The following is a 19,350-nucleotide window of genomic DNA, read 5'->3' as shown; positions in this document are numbered from 1 at the left end:
GAGTCCCGATGCGCATCTTCGATCCCCATATCCACATGACCTCCCGCACCACCGACGACTACCAGGCGATGTACGCGGCGGGTGTCCGCGCCGTCGTGGAGCCGGCGTTCTGGCTCGGCCAGCCCCGCACCTCGCCCGCCTCCTTCTTCGACTACTTCGACTCCCTCCTCGGCTGGGAACCCTTCCGCGCCGCCCAGTACGGCATCGCCCACCACTGCACGATCGCCCTCAACCCCAAGGAGGCGAACGACCCCCGCTGCACGCCCGTCCTCGACGAACTGCCCCGCTACCTCGTCAAGGACAACGTCGTCGCCGTAGGGGAGATCGGCTACGACTCCATGACGCCCGCGGAGGACGCCGCGCTCGCGACCCAGCTCCAGCTCGCCGCCGACCACGAACTGCCCGCCCTCGTGCACACCCCGCACCGCGACAAGCTCGCCGGCCTGCGCCGCACGATCGATGTCGTCCGCGAGTCCGCGCTGCCCCTGGACCGTGTACTGATCGACCACCTCAACGAGACGACCGTCAAGGAGGCCAAGGACAGCGGCTGCTGGCTCGGCTTCTCCGTCTATCCCGACACCAAGATGGACGAGGGGAGGATGATCGCGATCCTGCGGGAGTTCGGGCCCGAGCGGGTCCTGGTCAACTCCGCCGCGGACTGGGGAAAGAGCGACCCCCTGAAGACCCGCAAGGTGGCCGAGGCCATGCTCGCGGCCGGATACGGCGAGGACGACGTCGACCTGGTGCTGTGGCGCAACCCCGTCGCCTTGTATGGCCTCAGCGGCCGCCTCACCCTGGATGTCACCGGCACGGACGCCACCCACGAGGGCAACTCCATCCTGCGCGGCGGGGCGTGAGCCATGCGCTTCAGGCACCCCGACGGTTCCACCGTCCACCTCGCCTACTGCACGAACGTCCACCCCGCGGAGACCCTCGAAGGCGTCCTCGCCCAGCTCCGCGACCACTGCGAACCCGTGCGCAAGAGACTCGGCAGGGACCGGATCGGCATCGGCCTGTGGCTCGCCAAGGACGCCGCCCACGCCCTCGTCACCGACCCGGCGGCCCTGCGCGGCCTGCGCACCGAACTCGACCGGCGCGGCCTCGAAGTCGTCACCCTCAACGGCTTCCCCTATGAGGGCTTCGGCGCCGAACAGGTCAAGTACCGCGTGTACAAGCCGGACTGGACGGACCCGGAACGCCTCGCCCACACCACCGACCTGGCCCGGCTCCTCGCAGCCCTGCTCCCCGACGACGTCACCGAAGGCACCATCTCCACCCTGCCCCTCGCCTGGCGCACCCCCTTCGGCTCCCTGCGCGCCGAGTACGCCCGCACCGCCCTCACCGCGCTCGCCCAGCGGCTGGACGCGCTGGACGAACTGACCGGCCGCTCCATCCGCATCGGCCTCGAACCGGAACCGGGCTGCACCGTCGAGACGACCGCCGACGCGATCGCCCCGCTCACCGCAGTCGGCCACCATCGCATCGGTGTCTGCGTCGACACCTGCCACCTCGCCACCTCCTTCGAGGACCCGAGGACCGCCCTCGACGCCCTCACCGTCGCCGGGATCCCCGTCGTCAAAACCCAGCTGTCCGCTGCCCTGCACGCCGAACATCCCCACCTCCCCGATGTGCGTGAGGCCCTCGCCGCCTTCGACGAGCCCCGCTTCCTCCACCAGACCCGCACTCTGACCGGCAGCGGGCTGCGCGGTACCGACGACCTCGGCGAGGCCCTCACCGGCAACGCACTTCCCGACACGGCCCCCTGGCGGGCCCACTTCCACGTCCCGCTCCACGCGGCCCCCGCCGCGCCCCTCACCTCCACGCTCCCCGTGCTCCAGGACGCCCTGGCCCGACTCGTCGGCGGACCCGCTCCCCTCACCCGCCACCTTGAGGTCGAGACCTACACCTGGCAGGCCCTCCCCCTTGAACTCCGCCCACGCGGCCGACCCCAGCTCGCCGAGGGCATCGCCGCCGAACTCGCTCTCGCCCGCGACCTCCTCGCGGACCTCGGCCTGAAGGAACTCCCATGACCCAGCCCCCGAGCGACCCGCACAGCGGCCCCACACCTCTTCTCGTCCTCGACGTCGTCGGCCTCACCCCTCGCCTCCTCGACCACATGCCGCGCCTCAAGTCACTCGGCCAGTCCGGGTCCAGGGCGCCGCTCGGCACCGTCCTGCCCGCCGTGACCTGCGCCGCCCAGTCCACCTTCCTCACCGGCACCACCCCCGCCGAGCACGGCATCGTCGGCAACGGCTGGTACTTCCGTGAGCTCGGCGACGTACTCCTGTGGCGCCAGCACAACGGCCTCGTCGCCGGCGACAAGCTGTGGGACGCCGCCCGTCGCGCGCACCCCGGCTACACCGTCGCCAACATCTGCTGGTGGTACGCCATGGGCGCCGACACCGACTTCACCGTCACCCCCCGCCCCGTCTACTACGCCGACGGCCGCAAGGAACCCGACTGCTACACCCGACCGCCGGCTCTGCACGACGAACTCACCAACAAGCTCGGCACGTTCCCCCTCTTCCACTTCTGGGGTCCCGGCGCCGACATCGTCTCCAGCCGCTGGATCATCGACGCCACCCGGCACATCATCGACACCCGCCACCCCGACCTAGCCCTGTGCTACCTCCCTCACCTCGACTACGACCTGCAGCGCTTCGGCCCCGACGACCCGCGCTCCCACCGCGCGGCGGCCGACCTGGACGCGACCCTCACCCCGCTCCTCGACGACGCCAGAACCGAGGGCCGCACCGTCGTCGCGCTCTCCGAGTACGGCATCACCCGCGTCAACCGGCCGGTCGACATCAACCGCGTCCTGCGCCGTGCGGGCCTGCTGGAGGTGCACACGCAAGACGGCATGGAGTACCTCGACCCGATGGCCTCGCGCGCCTTCGCCGTCGCCGACCACCAGATCGCCCACGTCTACGTGCGCCGCCCGGAAGACCTCGACGCCGCCCGCACCGCCCTCCAGAACGTCCCCGGCATCGAGCAACTCCTGGACGACGAGGGCAAGAAGGCACACCACCTGGACCATCCGCGCTCGGGCGAGCTGGTCGCCGTCGCCGAGCCGGACGCCTGGTTCACGTACTACTACTGGCTCGACGACGCCCGCGCGCCCGACTTCGCGCAGCTCGTCGAGATCCACCGCAAACCCGGCTACGACCCCGTCGAGCTCTTCATGGACCCCGAGGACCCCTACGTCCGCGTCAAGGCCGCGGGCGCGCTGGTCCGCAAGAAGCTCGGCATGCGCTATCGCATGGCGGTCGTGCCCCTGGATCCCTCACCTATTCGAGGCAGCCATGGCCGCCTGCCCACCGACGAGGACGAAAGTCCGCTCATCCTGTGCTCCACCCCCCGCGCCGTCAGCGGCCGCGTCGCGGCCACCGATGTGAAATCGCTCCTGCTCCACCTCGCGGGCCTGCACTGAGCTCTGCCTGCCCGCGTCGCTGAATCTGCTTGATCTCCACTGAACCAGACGGCTCGAACCCTGCCATCAGGGTCCGACCCCCAGTGATCCCTGAAACGGATTTCGAACCCATCCCTGACTCATCCCTGACTCATCCCCAACCCATTCCTGACCCGACCTTGATCCAGCCGAGGAGAACCACATGAGCCGCAAGCCGACCCCCGCCGACCCCGAACTCGCCCACAGACTCAGCCGACGCGGCATGCTCGGCGTCGCCGCGGGCGCCACCGCCGCGGCCCTCGTCGGCGCCGCCACCCCTGCCGTCGCGGGGGAGAAGGGCCGCGGCCGCCCCGTGCTGCCACCCGGGCGCCTCGGCATTCAGCTCTACAGCCTCCGCGACAAGGTCTCCACCCTCGGTTTCGCCTCGGTGTTCGCCGAGCTGGCGAAGTACGGCTACGACGAGATCGAGTTCGCCGGATACAGCCAGGGCACGGCGGGTGCGATCACCCTCGCCCAACTCAAAGCGCTGGCCCACGACCACGGCCTGCATCCCATCGGGTCCCACGTCGGCTATTACGACAACAACAACCCGAACGCGTACACGTTCGCGCAGAACTTGACCAAGGTCCTCGACGACGCCCAGGCCCTCGGCCTCAAGCACATCGGGACCGCGTCGGGCCCCTTCCGCTACGGCTCGACCGTCGACGCCTGGAAGCGCGCGGCCGAGGATTTCAACATGTACGGCGAGGCGGCCCGCAAGCGCGGCATGAAGTTCTACCAGCACAACCACGCCGAGGAGTTCTCCTTCGCCACGGACAAGCCGAACGTCCGCCTCTACGACGTGCTGCTCGCCGAGACCGACCCTGACTGCGTGTATCTGGAGATGGACATCTACTGGGCCTACTGCGCCCAGTTCCGGTTCAGCAAGCGGCCCGACGGCAAGCCCGCCCCCTTCGAGCCGGTCGACTACGTACTCAGGCAGCCCCACCGGTACCCGCTGTTCCACGTCAAGGACGGGGTGCGTGACGAGACGACCCGTGACGGCTACCGCATGGCGGACGTCGGGGACGGCGACATCGACTACAAGAAGTTCCTGTCGAAGGTGACCGCGCGCACCCGCCACGGCCGGCGCTACCACCACTGGCAGACCGAACACGACAACCCGGTCGAGTCCTACGCCTTCGCCCGCAAGTCCAGCGAGCACCTGCACTCCCTGCGCTCGGGCCGCTGCGGGGACTGACCCCGGACACGACACGGAGGCCTGCTGCTCAGGACGCCCCTCTCGCGCAGTCTTCCCGCGGGGGCGGCCGAGGATCTGCCGGTCGCTCTCGCCCACGCGGTAGACGCGCCCGTGTGCGTCGTGTTGTGCGGCGACGGGCTCCGCCGTCATGTCAAGCCATCTCCTCACCGAGGGGTTGCGGATTGGGGTCGATGTTTTTGTACCTGGGCCTGCCGGGCTGGGACAGGAACAGCGCGATGAAACCGGCGAACAGTGAGATCGACCCGGCCAGGGTGAACGCGCCCGCATGCCCCCAATTGCTCACCACCACGGCTCCCACGCCGGATCCGAGAAGTCCGGAGACCAGCTTGGAGCTGTAGACGAGGCCGTAGTTGGAGGCGTTGTTGTTCTCACCGAAGTAGTCCGCCGTCATGGCGGCGAACATGGGGAAGATGGCGCCGCCGCCGAATCCGGAAATGCTGGAGAAGACCAGGAACAGGGGGAGGCTCTTGATGTCGGCGGCCCACAGAATGCCGTACTGCGACAGGCCGAGGACGATACAGACGAAGATCAGACAGCGTTTTCGGCCGTAGCGGTCGGAGAGCCAACCGATGACGCCCCGCCCGGTGCCGTTGACGATGGCCTTCAAGGACATGGCCGTGGCGACGATTCCACCGGCGAATCCGGCCTCCTCCCCGATGTCCACCTGGAACGCGATTCCGAAGATGTTCACGCCCGAGGTGCACAGCAGGCAGCACCACATCAGCGCGACCCGGCCGGTCTGCCATGCCTCCTTGGGGGTGTACTGCCGTACGGCGGGCGGATTCATCCGCAGTGCGCGCCGCGCGCGCGGGTCGTCCGGCGGACGCAGTGGGTCCACATCGGCCGGCCACCAGTTCTTCGGCGGATCCTTGAAGAAGTGGCCCGCCACGGCGACCATCGCCGCGAGGAAGAGACCGACGGACACCAGCACCCAGCGGAAATTCGTCAGGTCCATGTAGCCGGTGAAGAGGAAGACGAACGGCACCGAGCCGTAGGCGAATCCGCCGTTGACGAATCCCGTCTTGCCGCCCTTGCGTTCCGGATACCACTTGCCGACCATGTTCACGCAGGTCGCGTACACCATGCCGGCGCCCATACCGCTGAACATGCCGAATCCGATATAGGCGACGATCACATGCGGGGCGAAAGCCAATGACAGATAGCCCAGGAGTGTGCCGAGCGCGCCGAACATCATGGCCCAGCGCGCCGGCAGTTTGCCGCTCTCGCGGAGCTTGCCCGCGGGGAAGGCCACCGCGGCCTGGAAGAAGACCCAGACCCCCAGCATCCAGAAAATGTGCAGGCTGCTCCAGTGATGCGCGGTGTGCAGGGTGTCCTCGGCGGACGCGAACGCGTACTCGGCAGAGCTGATGCCCATCATGCCCACCCACGGCAGGATGACCATCCACTTGCGTTTGCGGCCCATGATGTCGATGTCGGTCTCGCCGACGCGGTACATCCGGCCGTTGGCGTCCGTCACCTCCCGGTACGGGACGGTCGTGGGTATGTCGGTTGTCGTCATGTCGCTCAGCACCCCTTGCGTCGGAAAGATCGTGGCCGGCGCCCCCTGTCCCATCCCTTCCGTGTGCGCACGGGCCCCGGGGCCGGTCGGCGCGCACCGCCGGCCGGCCCCCGCACCGGTCACCTCATCGACCGCCCCCCAGCAGCCCGGCCGCCCGCGCCCACCGGTACTTGGCGCCGAGTGCGGCGACCGGCTTCTCGGTCGTGTAGGGGTACGCCACGACACCCCGCTCGAAGAGGTACTGGCAGGCCTCCTCCACCTCGACATCGCCCGCCAGAGAGGCCACCACGGGCTTCTCGACGCCCCGCTCGCGGAACTCCGCGACGACACGGGCCGTCAGCTCGGCGAAGACCATGGGAGGCGTCACGATGGTGTGCCAGTAGCCGAGGATCAACGCGTGGACGCGGGGGTCCTCAAGGCCGAGTCTGATCGTCGCCTCGTAGGTCGAAGGGGGCTCGCCACCCGTGATGTCCACCGGATTGCCTGCGGCCCCGAACGGAGGGATGAACGCCCGGAACGCGGCGTCCAGGTCTTCGGGGATGTCCATCAACCGCAGACCGTGGTCGGTCACCGCGTCGGAGAGGAGCACTCCCGAGCCACCCGCGCCCGTGATGATGACGATGTTGTCGCCCTTGGGTGTCGCGAGGACCGGCAAGGCACGCGCGTACTCCAGCATGTCGTTCAGCCCCGGGGCCCTGATGACACCGGCCTGTTTCAGGATGTCGTCGTACACGGCGTCGTCGCCGGCGAGCGCGCCCGTGTGCGATCCGGCGGCCTTCGCGCCCGCCGCCGTGCGCCCCGCCTTCAGGACGACGACCGGCTTCTTCGGAACGGTCGCCCGCGCGGCCTCCACGAAGGCACGTCCGTCCTTGAGGTCCTCCAGGTGCATGGCGATGCACTGGGTGTGGGGGTCCTCACCGAACCACGTGAGGAGGTCGTCCTCGTCCAGATCCGACTTGTTGCCGAGCCCCACGATCGCCGAAACGCCCGTCTTCGTAGTGCGCGCGAAACCGAGGATCGCCATGCCGATGCCGCCCGACTGGCTGGTGAGAGCGACCCCGCCTTTCACGTCGTACGGGGTGCAGAAGGTGGCGCACAGGTCATGCCACGTCGAGTAGTAGCCGTAGATGTTGGGCCCCAGGAGCCGCACTCCGTGCCGCTCGCCGATCGCCACGATCTCTTCCTGGAGCGCGTGCTCACCCGTCTCCGCGAAACCGGAAGGGATCAGGACGGCGTTGGGGACGCCCTTGCGCCCCACTTCCTCCAGGGCGGACGCCACGAACTTGGCGGGGATCGCGAAGACCGCCACATCCACCTCGCCGGGCACGTCGGTGACACTTCTGTACGCTTTGCGGCCCAAGATGTCATCGGCCTTGGGGTTCACCGGATGGATCTCTCCGGAGAAGCCGCCTCCGATGAGGTTGCGCATCACCGAATTGCCGATCTTTCCCTGTTCGTTGGAGGCGCCGATGACGGCTACGGAGCGGGGCTGCATCAGCCGGCGCATCGAGGAGAGCATCTCCTCGCGCGTGTAGGTGCGCCGCACTTTGGCGGCCCCTTCGGAGAGGATGATTCTGATGTCCGCCGCGATCGCGCTGTCCGCCGTGGCGATGACCGGGTTGAGGTCGACCTCCGCGATCTCCGGGAAGTCGGTGACCAGTTCGGAGACCCGGCGGATCTGCTCGGCGAGCGCCCACCGGTCCACCGGCGGGGCGCCGCGCACCCCGCGCAGGATCTCCGCCGCCCTGATCGAGTCCAGCATCGAGACGGCCTCGTCGGCGTCCACGGGCGCCAGGCGGAACGTGACGTCCTTGAGGACCTCCACGAGCACACCGCCGAGCCCGAAGGCGACGACCTTCCCGAACGTCGGATCGGTCACCGCGCCCACGATGACCTCCTGCGCCGACGGACCGCCCGGCAGCAGCTCCTGCACCTGTACGCCCTCGATACGGGCCTCAGGGGCGTACGCACGGGCGTTCTCGACGATTCGGCGGAAGGCGGCCCGCACGTCGGCCGGGCCCTCCACGCCCACCACTACGCCGCCCGCTTCGGTCTTGTGCGGGATGTCCGGGGAGACGATCTTCATGACGACGGGCCCGTCGAAGCGGGCGGCGTGCGCCACGGCCTCGTCGACGTCGGTCGCCAGCTCCTCACCCGGCACGGCGATCCCATAGGCCTCCGCGATCACCTTGCCCTCGGGCGCGGTGAGCGCCGTGCGGCCCTCGGCGCGCACCGAGTCGAGGAGCGTATGCACCCGTAGCGCGCGGTCTTCGGCCGTCACTCAGATCACCCCGTTCGACTTGAGCAGCCGCAGTTCCTCATCGCCGAGGCCCAGCTCCCCGATGAACACCTCTTCGTTGTGCTCGCCGAGCAGCGGCGAACTGACCACGTCCACAGGGGAGTCCGAAAGCTTCAGCGGGGAGCCGACCGTGGTGAACGGGCCGCGCTCGGGATGCGGGACCTCGACGACCATCTCGTTGGCGACCAGCGAGGCGTCCTCGATGATCTCCCTGGTGGACAGGATCGGGCCGCAGGGGATGTTGTGGGCGTTGAGCCGCTCCAGGACGTCCCACTTGGGCAGCGTGGAGGACCACTCCTCGATCAGCTGGAACATCTTGCCGAGCTTGGGAAGCCGTGCCTCCGGGGTGGCCCAGTCCGGGTCCCGCGCGAGTTCGGGGCGCCCGATGAGTTCGGTGAGCGGCTGCCAGCCCACAGGCTGCACGATGACGTACACGTAGTCGTTGGGTCCGCCGGGCGCGCACTTGACGGCCCAGCCGGGCTGTCCGCCACCGGACGCGTTGCCCGAGCGCGGCACCTCGTCCCCGAAGTCGTCGTTCGGATACTCCGCGAGCGGGCCGTGCGCGAGCCGCTGTTGATCGCGCAGCTTGACCCGGCACAGGTTGAGCACGGCGTGCTGCATCGCCACGTTCACACGCTGCCCGCGGCCGGTGTTCTCCCTCTGGAAGAGGGCGGCGAGAATGCCCGCGACGGCATGGACGCCCGTCCCGGAGTCACCGATCTGGGCGCCCGTGGCGAGCGGAGGGCCGTCCTCGAATCCCGTGGTCGACATGGACCCGCCCATGGCCTGGGCGACGACTTCGTAGGCCTTGAAGTTCGTGTAGGGGCCGTCTCCGAAGCCCTTGATCGAGGCGTAGACGATACGGGGGTTGATCTCCTGGATGCGTTCCCAGGTGAAGCCCATGCGGTCCACGGCGCCCGGGCCGAAGTTCTCCACCATCACGTCGGAACGCCGGATCAGCTCCGTAAGAAGCTCTTTGCCGCGCTCCGTCTTGGTGTTGAGGGTGATGCTCCGTTTGTTGCAGTTGAGCATCGTGAAGTACAGCGAGTCGACGTCGGGAAGGTCGCGCAGCTGTTTGCGGGTGATGTCTCCGGAGGGGGCCTCCAGCTTCACCACGTCCGCGCCGAGCCAGGCGAGCAGCTGGGTGGCCGAGGGGCCGGACTGGACATGCGTCATGTCGAGGACGCGGATGCCTTCAAGAGCCTTGGTCATGGCCGTCGGGGCTCCTCACTTGTACATGGTCTGGTTCATGGTTCCGGGGGCGTACGCGTCCGGGTCGACCCAGACGTTGATGAGCGAGGGTTTGCCGGACTCGCGGGCGCGCCGGAGGGCGGGGCCGATGTCGGCGGGGTCGCGGACCTCTTCGCCGTGGCCGCCCAGCATCTGGGCGAACTTGTCGTAGGGGACGTCTCCGAGGGTGTTGCCGACCCGTTCGCGCGCCTCGCCGTACTTGGCCCTCTGGCCGTAACGAATCCATCATCCTCTCCGACCCCTCGGTGCGATCGGTCTTCGTCAACGTCTTCGGTGGCATCACCGCCTGCGACACGGTCACCGACGGCATCGTCCGGGCCCTGGAGACGGTGCGGTTGACCAAGCCCCTGGTGGTGCGGTTCGACGGCAACAACGCCGCGCGCGGGCGCGCGATCCTCGACGGCCGCGCCCACCCCCTCGTCCAGCAGGCCACCACCATGGACGGCGCCTCACGCCGCGTCGCCGACCTCGCCAACGCGCGCTAAGGAGCCGGGGCATGGCGATCCACCTCACCAAGGAGAGCAAGGTTCTCGTCCAGGGCATGACCGGCGCCGTCGGCATGCCGCACACCCGCCGCATGCTCGCCGCCCGCACGGACGTCGTCGGCGGCGTCAACCCGCGCAAGGCGGGCCGCACCGTCGACTTCGACGACGGCGCCGTGCCCGTCTTCGGCTCGGTCCGCGACGGCATGGACGCCACGGGCGCCGACGTCACGGTCGTCTTCGTGCCGCCCGTCTTCACCAAGGCAGCCGTCATCGACGCCGCCGGCGCGGGCATCGGCCTCGCCGTCGTCATCACCGAAGGCGTCCCCGTGCACGACTCCGTCTGCTTCCTCTCGTACGCGAAGAAGCGCGGCACCCGCGTCATCGGCCCCAACTGTCCCGGCCTGATCACACCGGGCCAGTCCAACGCGGGCATCATCCCCGCCGACACCACCAAGCCGGGGCGCGTCGGCCTGGTCTCGAAGTCCGGCACGCTCACCTACCAGCTCATGTACGAGCTGCGCGACATCGGCTTCTCCACGTGCGTCGGCATCGGGGGCGACCCCGTCGTCGGCACCACGCACATCGACTGCCTGGCCGCCTTCGAGGACGACGCCGACACCGACCTCGTCGTCCTCATCGGAGAGATCGGCGGCGACGCCGAGGAAAGCGCCGCGGCGTACATCGAGAAGTCCGTCACCAAGCCCGCCGTGGCGTACATCGCCGGCTTCACCGCCCCCGAGGGCAAGACGATGGGCCACGCGGGCGCGATCGTCTCCGGCTCGTCGGGCACCGCGCAGGCCAAGAAGGCGGCGCTGGAGGCCGTCGGCGTACGTGTGGGCGACACCCCGACCGAGACGGCGCGGCTCGTGCTCGATCACTTGCGGAAGTGACGGCCCCTACCGCGCCGCCCCGCCCGCCGGGCGAGGTACCTGGCTCCAGCCCCGCCCGTCCGGGAAGGGAACCGGCGCCCGGCCGGCTCGGCCCCGCCCAGCCCGGCCCCGGCCCGCCCGGTCAGCCCAGCCCCACCCCGCCCCGACCGTGCACCGTGCACCGTGAGCGGAGACGACCGAATGGCAACCCGAAACCCATCCCGCGGCGAACCCACGTCCGCCCCCGCAAGCGCCCTCGTCCTCAAAGCCGGCACGGCCTGGTCCGACGCCTGGCAACGCTGCCTCGCCGTCGCACCCGAGGCCCCGAGGCCTTCCGCGACGACCGCGTCCTCAACCTCTGGAACGGCAGCTGACAGGCCGACGGTCGCACCCTGCCCGCCACCAGCCCCGTCGACGGCACCCCCATCGCGGGCCCGCCGCGACTCGACGCCACCACCGCCCGACGCGCCGTGCGCGCGCACTCGACCAGCACCGCGCCTGGCGCCACACACCCCTCGCCGAGCGGCGCGCCCGCGTCGCCGCCACGCTCGACGCCCTCACCCAGCACCGGGAGCTGCTCGCGCTGCTCCTCGTCTGGGAGATCGGCAGGTCATGGCGGCTCGCGCGGGCGGACGTGGACCGGGCCATCGACGGCGTGCGCTGGTACGCCGACGGCATCGAGCCGATGGTCGAGGGCAGGGCCCCGCTGGACGGGCCCGTTTCCAACATCGCGAGCTGGAACCACCCGATGAGCGTGCTCGTTCACACAATGCTGGTACAGGCACTGGCAGGGAACGCGGTCATCGCCAAGACCCCGACCGACGGCGGCGTCGCCTGCCTCACCCTGGCCTGCGCACTCGCCGCCCGCGAGGGACTTCCCGTCACCCTCGTCAGCGGCAGCGGAGGCGAGCTGTCCGAAGCGCTCGTACGCGCACCCGAGGTCGGCTGCGTCTCCTTCGTCGGCGGCCGCGACACGGGCGCCGCGGTGGCCACGGCAGTCGCCGACCTCGGCAAACGGCACATTCTCGAACAGGAGGGACTGAACAGAGGGACTGAACACCTGGGGCATCTGGAACTACAGCGACTGGGACACGCTCGGCGCGGTCGTCCCCAAGCTCTTCGACTACGGCAAGCAGCGCTGCACCGCCTACCCTCGCTTCGTCGTGCAGCGTGCGCTGTTCGACGAGTTCCTCGCCGCATACCTGCCGGCCGTCCGCACGGTACGCGTGGGCCATCCCCTCGCAGTCGGGCGCCCGGGAGATCCCTTCCCCGAGCTCGACTTCGGGCCGCTGATCAACGCGGCCAAGGCCAAGGAGCTGGCCGACCAGGTCTCCGAGGCCGTCGACCGGGGCGCCGTCCCGCTGTACCGCGGCGCCGAAGCACCGGACCGCTTCCTGCCCGGCCAGGACACGGACGCCTATCTCCACCCCGTCACGCTGCTCTACCCGCCGCCATCCTCCCCACTGCACCATGCGGAGCCGTTCGGTCCGGTCGACACCATCGTCCTGGTCGACACGGAGGCGGAGCTGCTCGCCGCCATGAACGCGTCGAACGGCGCGCTCGTCGCCACGCTCTCCACCGACGACCCGGCGACGTATGAACGCCTCGCGCCCCAGATCCGCGCCTTCAAGACCGGCCGCGGCACGCCGCGCTCGCGCGGTGACCGCGTGTAGCTCTTCGGCGGCTTCGGCGCGTCCTGGCGCGGCGCCTTCGTCGGCGGAGAGCTGCTGGTGCGCGCCGTCACGCAGGGCTCGGCGGGGGGACGGGCGCCGGGGAACTTCCCCGGCTACCACCTCATGGCGTAGGGCCGGGGCAGATCCCGGACCGGCAGGGTTCGGCCGATTCCTTGCTGGTCCGTGCACGGAAAGCAAGAGGTTCGTAGCCCTTGGTGATGACGTGGAAGGAGTGGGGCGGCTCGCCGTGCATCCGGTGGTCGATGGGCGGATACGCAGGTGAAAGGCACTCCGAAACCTTGGTATTGTTGTCCATGTCGCCGCGGGGAACACACCGCACGGCGGCAGACACCTAGTCCGGGTGGCGGAATGGCAGACGCGCTAGCTTGAGGTGCTAGTGCCCTTTATCGGGCGTGGGGGTTCAAGTCCCCCCTCGGACACCAGTAGGCCAGCAGCGGCTGGCAGCACCAGCAAGACCCCAGTTCATCGAACTGGGGTCTTCTGCGTTTCAGACTGTTGCCCACAGTGATCGCACGTGCCCCAGGTGCCGCGCCATGCACCGCTCGGCGGCCTTCGGGTCGCCCGCGAGCATCAGGTCGAGGAGTTCGATGTGCTCCTCGGCGGACGGGGTCAGCTGGTCGCGTTCGTCCAGGGCCGTGAGGCCGTAGAGGCGGGAGCGCTTGCGGAGGTCGCCGACCGTTTCGACCAGGCGGTCGTTGCCGGAGAGGGCGAGGAGCGAGAGGTGGAAGCGGCGGTCGGCCTCCAGGTAGGCGATGAGGTCGTGGCCGCGGGCGGCGCGCACGATCTCATCGGCGATCGGGCGCAGCGCCTCCAGGTCCTCGCGGGCCGCGGTGCGGGTGATCCGGCCGATCATGGGGACCTCGATGAGGGCGCGGATCTCCGCGTACTGGTCGAGGTCGCGTTCATTGACCTCCGTGACGCGGAAGCCCTTGTTGCGGACGGGCTCCACCAGGCCCTCGCGAGCCAGATCCAGCATCGCCTCGCGTACGGGCGTCGCCGAGATGCCGAAGTCCCCGGCGAGGCCGGGTGCGGAGTAGATCTCGCCGGGGCGCAGCTCGCCGGAGATCAGGGCGGCCCGCAAGGCGTGGGCGACCTGGTCGCGCAGCCGTTCCCTGGTGGTGATGAGGTTCTTCTGTTTCAGGTGCCCCATGGTGCTCCCCTCCGGTGGGTCCTGCGCCCGCGCGGATCACCAACGTACAATGTCACGTTGTTAGTTGGGGGGAGCGGGAGCAGGGGCGGCGGCAGGAGTCAGAGGGTGAAGCCTGCCGGGAATGGGTCGTCGGGGTCCAGGAAGTACTGGGCCGTGCCGGTGATCCAGGCCCGTCCGGTGATCCGGGGGACGACCGCCGGAAGGCCCGCCACCTCCGTGCGTGCGATGAGGCGGCCGGTGAATTCCGTGCCGATGAAGGATTCGTTGACGAAGTCGCGGTTCAGGGGTAGTTCGCCGCGGGCGTGCAGTTGTGCCATCCGTGCGGAGGTGCCCGTCCCGCACGGGGAGCGGTCGAACCAGCCGGGGTGGATCGCCATCGCGTGCCGGGAGCGGTGCGCGTCCGAGTCCGGCGCGGCCAGGTAGACGTGCTTGACCCCGGAGATCTCCGGTTGCTCGGGGTGCGTCGGGCGGGTCGGCGAGGCGTTGATCGCGTCCATGATGGCGAGGCCCGCCGCGAGCAGGTCGTCCTTGCGGGCGCGGTCGAACGGCAGCCCCAGAGCGTTCAGCTGGACGAACGCGTAGAAGTTCCCGCCGAAGGCCAGGTCGTACGTGACCGTGCCGTGGCCCGGCACCTCGACCTCGCGGTCCAGGGCGACGCAGAAGGCGGGGACGTTGGTGAGCGTGACCGATGTCGCCGCGCCGTCGGTCACATGTACGTCGACGGAGACCAGGCCCGCCGGGGTGTCCAGGCGGACCGTCGTGACCGGCTCGGTGACCCGCACCATGCCCGTCTCGACCAGGACGGTGGCCACCCCGATGGTGCCGTGGCCGCACATCGGCAGCAGCCCGGACACCTCGATGTAGAGGACTCCGTAGTCGGCGTCGGGGCGGGTCGGGGGCTGGAGTATCGCGCCGCTCATCGCGGAGTGGCCGCGCGGTTCGTACATCAGGAGGGTGCGCAGATGGTCGAGGTGCTCGATGAAGTGGAGTCTGCGTTCGGCCATGGTGGCGCCGGGGATCACCCCCACGCCGCCGGTGATCACGCGCGTGGGCATGCCCTCGGTGTGCGAGTCCACCGCGTGGAACACGTGACGGGTGCGCATGGGGCTCCTCTCGTCAGGACGGGATACACGGTGGGCGGGGCAAGGGGAGGGAGTTAGTGGTGGCCGGCCGCCAGCGCCTTTTCGGTGGCCGCCCGCACCAGCGCGTCCGTGGCGCCGGACAGTGCGGTGCGCGGCGGACGGGTCGGACCGCCGCGGTGGCCCACGAGGTCCATCGACAGCTTGATGGACTGCACGAACTCGGTCTTTGAGTCCTGGCGCAGGAGCGGGTGCAGCGCCCTGTAGAGGGGGAGCGCGGCGTCCAGGTCCCGGGCGCACGCGGCGTGGTAGAGCTGCGCGCAGGCGGCGGGGAAGGCGTTCGGGTATCCGGCGATCCAGCCGACCGCACCCGCGAGAGCCAGCTCCACCAGGACGTCGTCCGCGCCTATCAGGAGGTCTAGTTCGGGGGCGAGTTCGGCGATCTCGTAGGCTCTGCGCACGTCGCCGCTGAACTCCTTCACCGCCATGATCGTGCTGTCCGCGTGGAGTTGGGCGAGCAGGCCGGGCGTCAGGTCGACCCTTGTGTCCAGGGGATTGTTGTACGCGATCACTGGGATGCCCGCTTTGGCGACCTCGGCGTAGTGGGCGCGCACGGACTGCTCGTCGGCGCGGTAGGCGTTCGGCGGCAGGAGGAGCACGGAGCCGCAGCCCGCCTCCGCCGCCTGCTCGGCCCAGCGGCGTGACTCGGCGCTGCCGTAGGCGGAGACGCCGGGCATCACGCGGGCCGCGTCGCCCGCCGCTTCGACGGCGGTACGTACGACGCGGGCGCGTTCGTCGTCGGTGAGCGTCTGGTACTCGCCCAGGGAGCCGTTGGGCACCACGCCGTCGCAGCCGTTCGCGATGAGGTGGCGGACGTGTTCGGCGTAGGAGTCGTAGTCGACGGAGAGGTCTTCGTGCAGGGGGAGCGCGGTGGCGACCATGATGCCGCGCCAGGGGCGGTCCGGCGCCCAGGTCCAGGTTTGCGTGGGCGTGGGCGTGGGGGCGGTGGTGGAGGAGGTGGTGGCGGTGGTCATGATGGGTGCCCTTCTGTGGGGGCTGTCTGGGGTGGGGCTTCGGCGGGTGCTGTGGCTTCAGTGGGTGGTGTGGCTTCGGTGGCTTCAGCGGGTGTGGTGGGTGCGGTGGGGCTGGCAGGGGCGGTGGGGTCGGTGGCGGCGGCCGGCAGGTGGGCGAGTGTGCCCAGAGGGACTGGCGTGGCCAGTGGGCGGCGGTCCGGGGGCGCGGGGGCGGTGGCGGACGGCGCGGTGAGGCAGGTCACGGCCGTTCCGCACATGCGGCCCTGGCACCAGCCCATGCCTGCCCGGGTGAGGAGCTTGACGGTACGAGTGTCACGGGCGCCGTAGTCGGCCACGGCCTCGCGGACGCGGCCTGCCGTCACCTCCTCGCAGCGGCACAGGTCCGTGTCGTCGGAGAGCCACCGCGTCCAGCCGCGGCCCGGGGTGTGCGTGGTGACCATGGCCTCGGCGAAGGCGCGCATGCGGTCGCGGCGGCGGCGCAGCGCGCGCAGCCGGGGGGTCGGTGAGGGCTGCCTGCCGGTCACCCTGGCGGCGATCGCCAGAGCCGCCAACTCGCCCTCCGCGAGGGACAGTTGCGCGCCTCCGATGCCCGATGTCTCGCCTGCCGCCCACATGCCTTGGAGTGAGGTCTCCTGGAGGGGGCTCAGGCCGAGGGCGTGCGTGCCGTCCGCGGTGCGGCGGGTGGCGCAGCCGAGTGCGGTCGCCAGGTCGATCTGCGGGATCAGGCCGTGGCCCACCGCCAGCGCGTCACAGGCGATGCGGCGGGCCGTGCCCGGCACCGGCCGCCAGTCCCGGTCCAGGCGGGTGACCGTCACCGCCTCCACCCGCTCCGTGCCGTGCGCCTCGGTCACCGCGCTACGGGTGCGCAGACGTACCCGGTGGCGCAGCAGAGCCCTGCCGTGGAGCGCGGCCTCCGCGAGCTTTCGCGGATTTGTGGCGAGGGCCCTCGGATGGCGGGCGTAACCGAGGTAGCCCGACGCTTCGATCACCTCCGGGACCCGGGCCCCCGCCGTGGCGAGCGAGGCGGTCACGGCGAGCAGCAGCGGGCCGCTCCCCGCGACGACGACGCGCCTGCCGGGCAGGGCGAGGCCCGACTTGAGCATGGCCTGGGCGCCGCCCGCGCCCACGACACCGGGCAGCGTCCAGCCGGGGAACGGGAGATGACGTTCGTACGAGCCGGTCGTGAGGAGGATGGCGCGGGCGCGGATGGTCACGGGTTGCCGTGACGCGGGCACGTCCGTAGGGTCTGCGCCGTCCTCGCCGGTCAGGGCGTGGATGACCCACTCCCTGGCTGCCTCGCGCGTCACCGTCCAGACGTGGTGGCCGAAGAGCTGGGTGACGCCGGTCGCCGCCAGGCGGCCGCGCAGGCCGGCGAAGGTGGGCCAGTCGTGGTGCAGGGCTTCGGGGCGGGTGGCGCCCGTGGCCGGCGCGGGGTGACGGTAGAACTGGCCCCCGGGTTGTCCCGCAGCGTCCAACAGGGCCACGGACAGGCCGTGTTCGCCTGCCGTGACCGCACCGGCGAGGCCCGCCGGGCCCGCTCCGAGTACCGCGAGGTCGTACGTCTCAGACACCGAGCCCGGCATGGCCGTCTCCTTCCTGCGTGGTCACCACGTCGCCGGGCCGGGCGATGACCAGGCAGGCGCGCCGGTTGGGGCGGCCGTTGACCGTCGCGAGGCAGTCGTAGCACTGACCGATCCCGCAGAACGCCCCGCGCGGCCGTCCGCCGACCCGGGTGCTGCGCCAGGCGAGAATTCCGGCGGACCAGAGCGCGGCGGCGATGGACTGACCGGGCAGAGCGCGCAGTTCGTGTCCGTCGAGGGTGATCGTGAAGGCGGCGTCGGGCGCGGCGCCTACGAGGGCTGCGGGCGTCCGGGGCGTCGGGGGCGTCCGGTCGTCATGCGTCATGGAGCCGGCTCCTAGGTGGGTAACGGGCCTTCGCGTGTAGGGGCGTTGCGGCACGCGACCTCAAGCCGTGGGCGCCTCTCGTGTGAAGCGTTCCGGAGCGAACGGGCCCGGCGGCAGCGGAGGTTCACGCCCCGTCAGCATCGTGGCGATGAGCAGGCCCGTCGCCGGGGCGAGTCCGATGCCCGCGCCTTCGTGGCCGCACGCGTGCAGCAGGCCGGGGACGCGCGGGTCGGGGCCGATCGCCGGGAGGTGGTCGGGGAGGTAGGGGCGGAAGCCCGCGTAGGCGCGTATCGCCCGTACGTCGGCGAGGGCGGGGAAGAGGCGGGTGGCCTGGGCCGCGAGGCGTCGCAGAACCTCCACGGACAGGGTGCGGTCGAAGCCCACGCGTTCCCGGCTCGCCCCGATCAGCACCGGGCCCGCCGGGGTGCCCTCCACCACGGCGGAGGTCTGCAAGGCGGCGGATCCGCTCGCGACGTCGGCGACGTAGTCGGCGGAGTACACCTTGTGCCGCACGACGCGCGGCAGGGGTTCGGTGACGAGGACGAAGCCGCGCCGGGGGAGTACCGGCAGCTCCACGCCTGCGAGGCGGGCGAGTCGACCGCCCCAGGTACCGGTGGCGTTGACCACGTACGGCGCGCGCACCTCACCCAGGGGCGTCCGTACGCCGCGCACCTCGCCCTTCGCGCCGGTGAGGACCGCGGTGACTTCCTCGCCGAGCCGCAGCGTCAGGCGCCCAAGAAGTCCAGGGCGTCCAGGGCGTCCAGGGTGTGCAGGGCATACGCGGTGTCCGGGGCGCCCGCCATGGGCACCGAAGCCAGCCCCATCACCAGCCTCATCCCCAGCCCCGGCACCAGCCCCAGCCCCGGCCCCGGCCCCGGCCCCGGCAACCCCGGCCCTGCCCGCAGCCCGCAGCAAGTGCGCTGCGGCCAACGCCGGCTGTACCTGCGCGTCCTGCGGATAGGAGAAGCCGCCCGCGAGGCCCGGCGCCAAATGCGGTTCGTGGTCGGCGAGGCGGTCGGCCGGGACTTCGATCGCCTCGACGCCCGCGCGCCCCTGCCGCGCCGCGAAGTCCCGCAGGGCGGTCAGCCCGGCCTCGGTGGAGGCGACGACCAGGCCGCCTTTCCTCTCGTACTCGATGCGCGAGGGGAGTTCGGCGGCCAGGTCTTTCCACAACTTGGCGGAAAGCAGCGCCAGGTCGAGCTCCGGACCAGGTTCCTTGTCGGAGACGAGGAGGTTGCCCTCGCCCGCTCCTGTGGTGCCGCCCGCGACGGGGCCGCGGTCGATGACGGTGACGTGGAGGCCGGAGAGGGAGGCGTAGTAGGCGCAGGCCGCGCCGACCACTCCCGCTCCCACAATGATGAGATCCGAGAATTCCGGTCGTCCGGAAGGGTGTCC

The 19,350-nt window shown here is 70.6% G+C and carries 14 protein-coding genes, 1 tRNA gene and 3 pseudogenes; 8 read left to right on the top strand and 10 right to left on the bottom strand.

What is annotated here, in order from left to right:
* The first annotated feature begins 8 nt into the window (after positions 1–8).
* The 4 genes from ACWDZ7_RS04465 to ACWDZ7_RS04450 all read left to right on the top strand — a co-directional run bounded on the left by ACWDZ7_RS04465 (position 9) and on the right by ACWDZ7_RS04450 (position 4,649).
* Positions 9–857 carry a TatD family hydrolase gene (locus ACWDZ7_RS04465; RefSeq protein ID WP_451794709.1) on the top strand — a complete coding sequence of 283 codons (849 nt, stop codon included), beginning with the start codon at positions 9–11 and terminating at the stop codon, positions 855–857.
* 3 nt (positions 858–860) lie between these two features.
* Positions 861–2,030 (top strand): metabolite traffic protein EboE, encoded by a 1,170-nt coding sequence (eboE, locus tag ACWDZ7_RS04460; protein ID WP_451794707.1) that lies wholly within the window; start codon positions 861–863, stop codon positions 2,028–2,030.
* On the top strand, positions 2,027–3,430 hold the full coding sequence (locus ACWDZ7_RS04455) for an alkaline phosphatase family protein (protein ID WP_451794705.1): 1,404 nt from the start codon (positions 2,027–2,029) through the stop codon (positions 3,428–3,430). The genes eboE and ACWDZ7_RS04455 overlap by 4 nt, the downstream gene beginning before the upstream one ends.
* Before the next feature lie 181 nt (positions 3,431–3,611).
* Entirely contained in the window at positions 3,612–4,649 is a 1,038-nt protein-coding gene (locus ACWDZ7_RS04450) for a sugar phosphate isomerase/epimerase family protein (RefSeq protein ID WP_451794703.1), read from the top strand.
* 151 nt (positions 4,650–4,800) lie between these two features.
* Here the strand turns inward: ACWDZ7_RS04450 and ACWDZ7_RS04445 are convergent, their stop codons facing one another.
* The 4 genes and pseudogenes from ACWDZ7_RS04445 to ACWDZ7_RS04430 form a co-directional block, all read right to left on the bottom strand.
* Positions 4,801–6,189: an OFA family MFS transporter gene (locus ACWDZ7_RS04445; RefSeq protein ID WP_451794702.1), complete on the bottom strand. Its 1,389-nt coding sequence runs from the start codon at positions 6,187–6,189 to the stop codon at positions 4,801–4,803.
* A 124-nt stretch (positions 6,190–6,313) separates the two neighbouring features.
* Positions 6,314–8,470 (bottom strand): acetate--CoA ligase family protein, encoded by a 2,157-nt coding sequence (locus ACWDZ7_RS04440; protein ID WP_451794700.1) that lies wholly within the window; start codon positions 8,468–8,470, stop codon positions 6,314–6,316.
* A complete protein-coding gene (frc, locus tag ACWDZ7_RS04435) occupies positions 8,471–9,700 on the bottom strand; it encodes a formyl-CoA transferase (RefSeq protein ID WP_451794698.1) in 1,230 nt (409 codons plus the stop codon).
* A 15-nt stretch (positions 9,701–9,715) separates the two neighbouring features.
* Positions 9,716–9,961, bottom strand: a pseudogene (locus ACWDZ7_RS04430) (thiamine pyrophosphate-dependent enzyme); the annotation flags it as partial.
* On the opposite strand from ACWDZ7_RS04430, the pseudogene ACWDZ7_RS04425 reads away from it, so the two are divergent.
* From ACWDZ7_RS04425 to ACWDZ7_RS04410, 4 genes and pseudogenes are all read left to right on the top strand, one after another.
* A pseudogene (locus ACWDZ7_RS04425) lies at positions 9,961–10,224 on the top strand (ADP-forming succinate--CoA ligase subunit beta); the annotation flags it as partial. The pseudogenes ACWDZ7_RS04430 and ACWDZ7_RS04425 sit on opposite strands and share 1 nt — an antisense overlap.
* An 11-nt stretch (positions 10,225–10,235) precedes the next feature.
* The gene (gene sucD, locus ACWDZ7_RS04420; RefSeq protein WP_451794697.1) at positions 10,236–11,114 is read left to right on the top strand and encodes a succinate--CoA ligase subunit alpha; all 879 of its coding nucleotides are present in this window, start codon (positions 10,236–10,238) and stop codon (positions 11,112–11,114) included.
* Between the two features lie 180 nt (positions 11,115–11,294).
* Positions 11,295–12,898 (top strand): annotated as a pseudogene (locus ACWDZ7_RS04415) (aldehyde dehydrogenase family protein).
* Between the two features lie 223 nt (positions 12,899–13,121).
* Positions 13,122–13,209 (top strand) — tRNA-Leu (locus ACWDZ7_RS04410).
* 65 nt (positions 13,210–13,274) lie between these two features.
* Here ACWDZ7_RS04410 and ACWDZ7_RS04405 read toward each other — a convergent pair.
* The 6 genes from ACWDZ7_RS04405 to ACWDZ7_RS04380 all read right to left on the bottom strand — a co-directional run bounded on the left by ACWDZ7_RS04405 (position 13,275) and on the right by ACWDZ7_RS04380 (position 19,314).
* Positions 13,275–13,937 (bottom strand): GntR family transcriptional regulator, encoded by a 663-nt coding sequence (locus tag ACWDZ7_RS04405; protein ID WP_451794696.1) that lies wholly within the window; start codon positions 13,935–13,937, stop codon positions 13,275–13,277.
* Between the two features lie 98 nt (positions 13,938–14,035).
* Entirely contained in the window at positions 14,036–15,040 is a 1,005-nt protein-coding gene (locus tag ACWDZ7_RS04400) for a proline racemase family protein (protein ID WP_451794695.1), read from the bottom strand.
* A 53-nt stretch (positions 15,041–15,093) separates the two neighbouring features.
* Positions 15,094–16,050, bottom strand: coding sequence for a dihydrodipicolinate synthase family protein (locus ACWDZ7_RS04395; RefSeq protein WP_451794693.1), 957 nt, complete (start codon positions 16,048–16,050; stop codon positions 15,094–15,096).
* Complete coding sequence (locus tag ACWDZ7_RS04390; protein ID WP_451794692.1) at positions 16,047–17,633, bottom strand: FAD/NAD(P)-dependent oxidoreductase; 1,587 nt, start codon at positions 17,631–17,633, stop codon at positions 16,047–16,049. The genes ACWDZ7_RS04395 and ACWDZ7_RS04390 overlap by 4 nt, the downstream gene beginning before the upstream one ends.
* Complete coding sequence (locus ACWDZ7_RS04385) at positions 17,614–17,955, bottom strand: (2Fe-2S)-binding protein (RefSeq protein ID WP_451794691.1); 342 nt, start codon at positions 17,953–17,955, stop codon at positions 17,614–17,616. Before ACWDZ7_RS04385 ends, ACWDZ7_RS04390 begins: the two co-directional genes overlap by 20 nt.
* 60 nt (positions 17,956–18,015) lie before the next feature.
* Positions 18,016–19,314, bottom strand: coding sequence for an NAD(P)/FAD-dependent oxidoreductase (locus tag ACWDZ7_RS04380; protein ID WP_451794790.1), 1,299 nt, complete (start codon positions 19,312–19,314; stop codon positions 18,016–18,018).
* Positions 19,315–19,350 lie beyond the last annotated feature (36 nt).

The organism is Streptomyces sp. NPDC003032, assembly GCF_053591415.1.
Note: the sequence above shows the minus strand (reverse complement) of the source record. Positions and strands in the feature narration are given on the sequence as shown.

Bases quoted from the DNA above. Each gene is read 5' to 3' on its own strand.
- ACWDZ7_RS04465 (WP_451794709.1), top strand. From the start codon at position 9: ATGCGCATCTTCGATCCCCATATCCACATGACCTCCCGCACCACCGAC.
- eboE (WP_451794707.1), top strand. From the start codon at position 861: ATGCGCTTCAGGCACCCCGACGGTTCCACCGTCCACCTCGCCTACTGC.
- ACWDZ7_RS04455 (WP_451794705.1), top strand. From the start codon at position 2,027: ATGACCCAGCCCCCGAGCGACCCGCACAGCGGCCCCACACCTCTTCTC.
- ACWDZ7_RS04450 (WP_451794703.1), top strand. From the start codon at position 3,612: ATGAGCCGCAAGCCGACCCCCGCCGACCCCGAACTCGCCCACAGACTC.
- ACWDZ7_RS04445 (WP_451794702.1), bottom strand. From the start codon at position 6,189: ATGACGACAACCGACATACCCACGACCGTCCCGTACCGGGAGGTGACG.
- frc (WP_451794698.1), bottom strand. From the start codon at position 9,700: ATGACCAAGGCTCTTGAAGGCATCCGCGTCCTCGACATGACGCATGTC.
- sucD (WP_451794697.1), top strand. From the start codon at position 10,236: ATGGCGATCCACCTCACCAAGGAGAGCAAGGTTCTCGTCCAGGGCATG.
- ACWDZ7_RS04405 (WP_451794696.1), bottom strand. From the start codon at position 13,937: ATGGGGCACCTGAAACAGAAGAACCTCATCACCACCAGGGAACGGCTG.
- ACWDZ7_RS04400 (WP_451794695.1), bottom strand. From the start codon at position 15,040: ATGCGCACCCGTCACGTGTTCCACGCGGTGGACTCGCACACCGAGGGC.
- ACWDZ7_RS04395 (WP_451794693.1), bottom strand. From the start codon at position 16,050: ATGACCACCGCCACCACCTCCTCCACCACCGCCCCCACGCCCACGCCC.
- ACWDZ7_RS04390 (WP_451794692.1), bottom strand. From the start codon at position 17,633: ATGCCGGGCTCGGTGTCTGAGACGTACGACCTCGCGGTACTCGGAGCG.
- ACWDZ7_RS04385 (WP_451794691.1), bottom strand. From the start codon at position 17,955: ATGACGCATGACGACCGGACGCCCCCGACGCCCCGGACGCCCGCAGCC.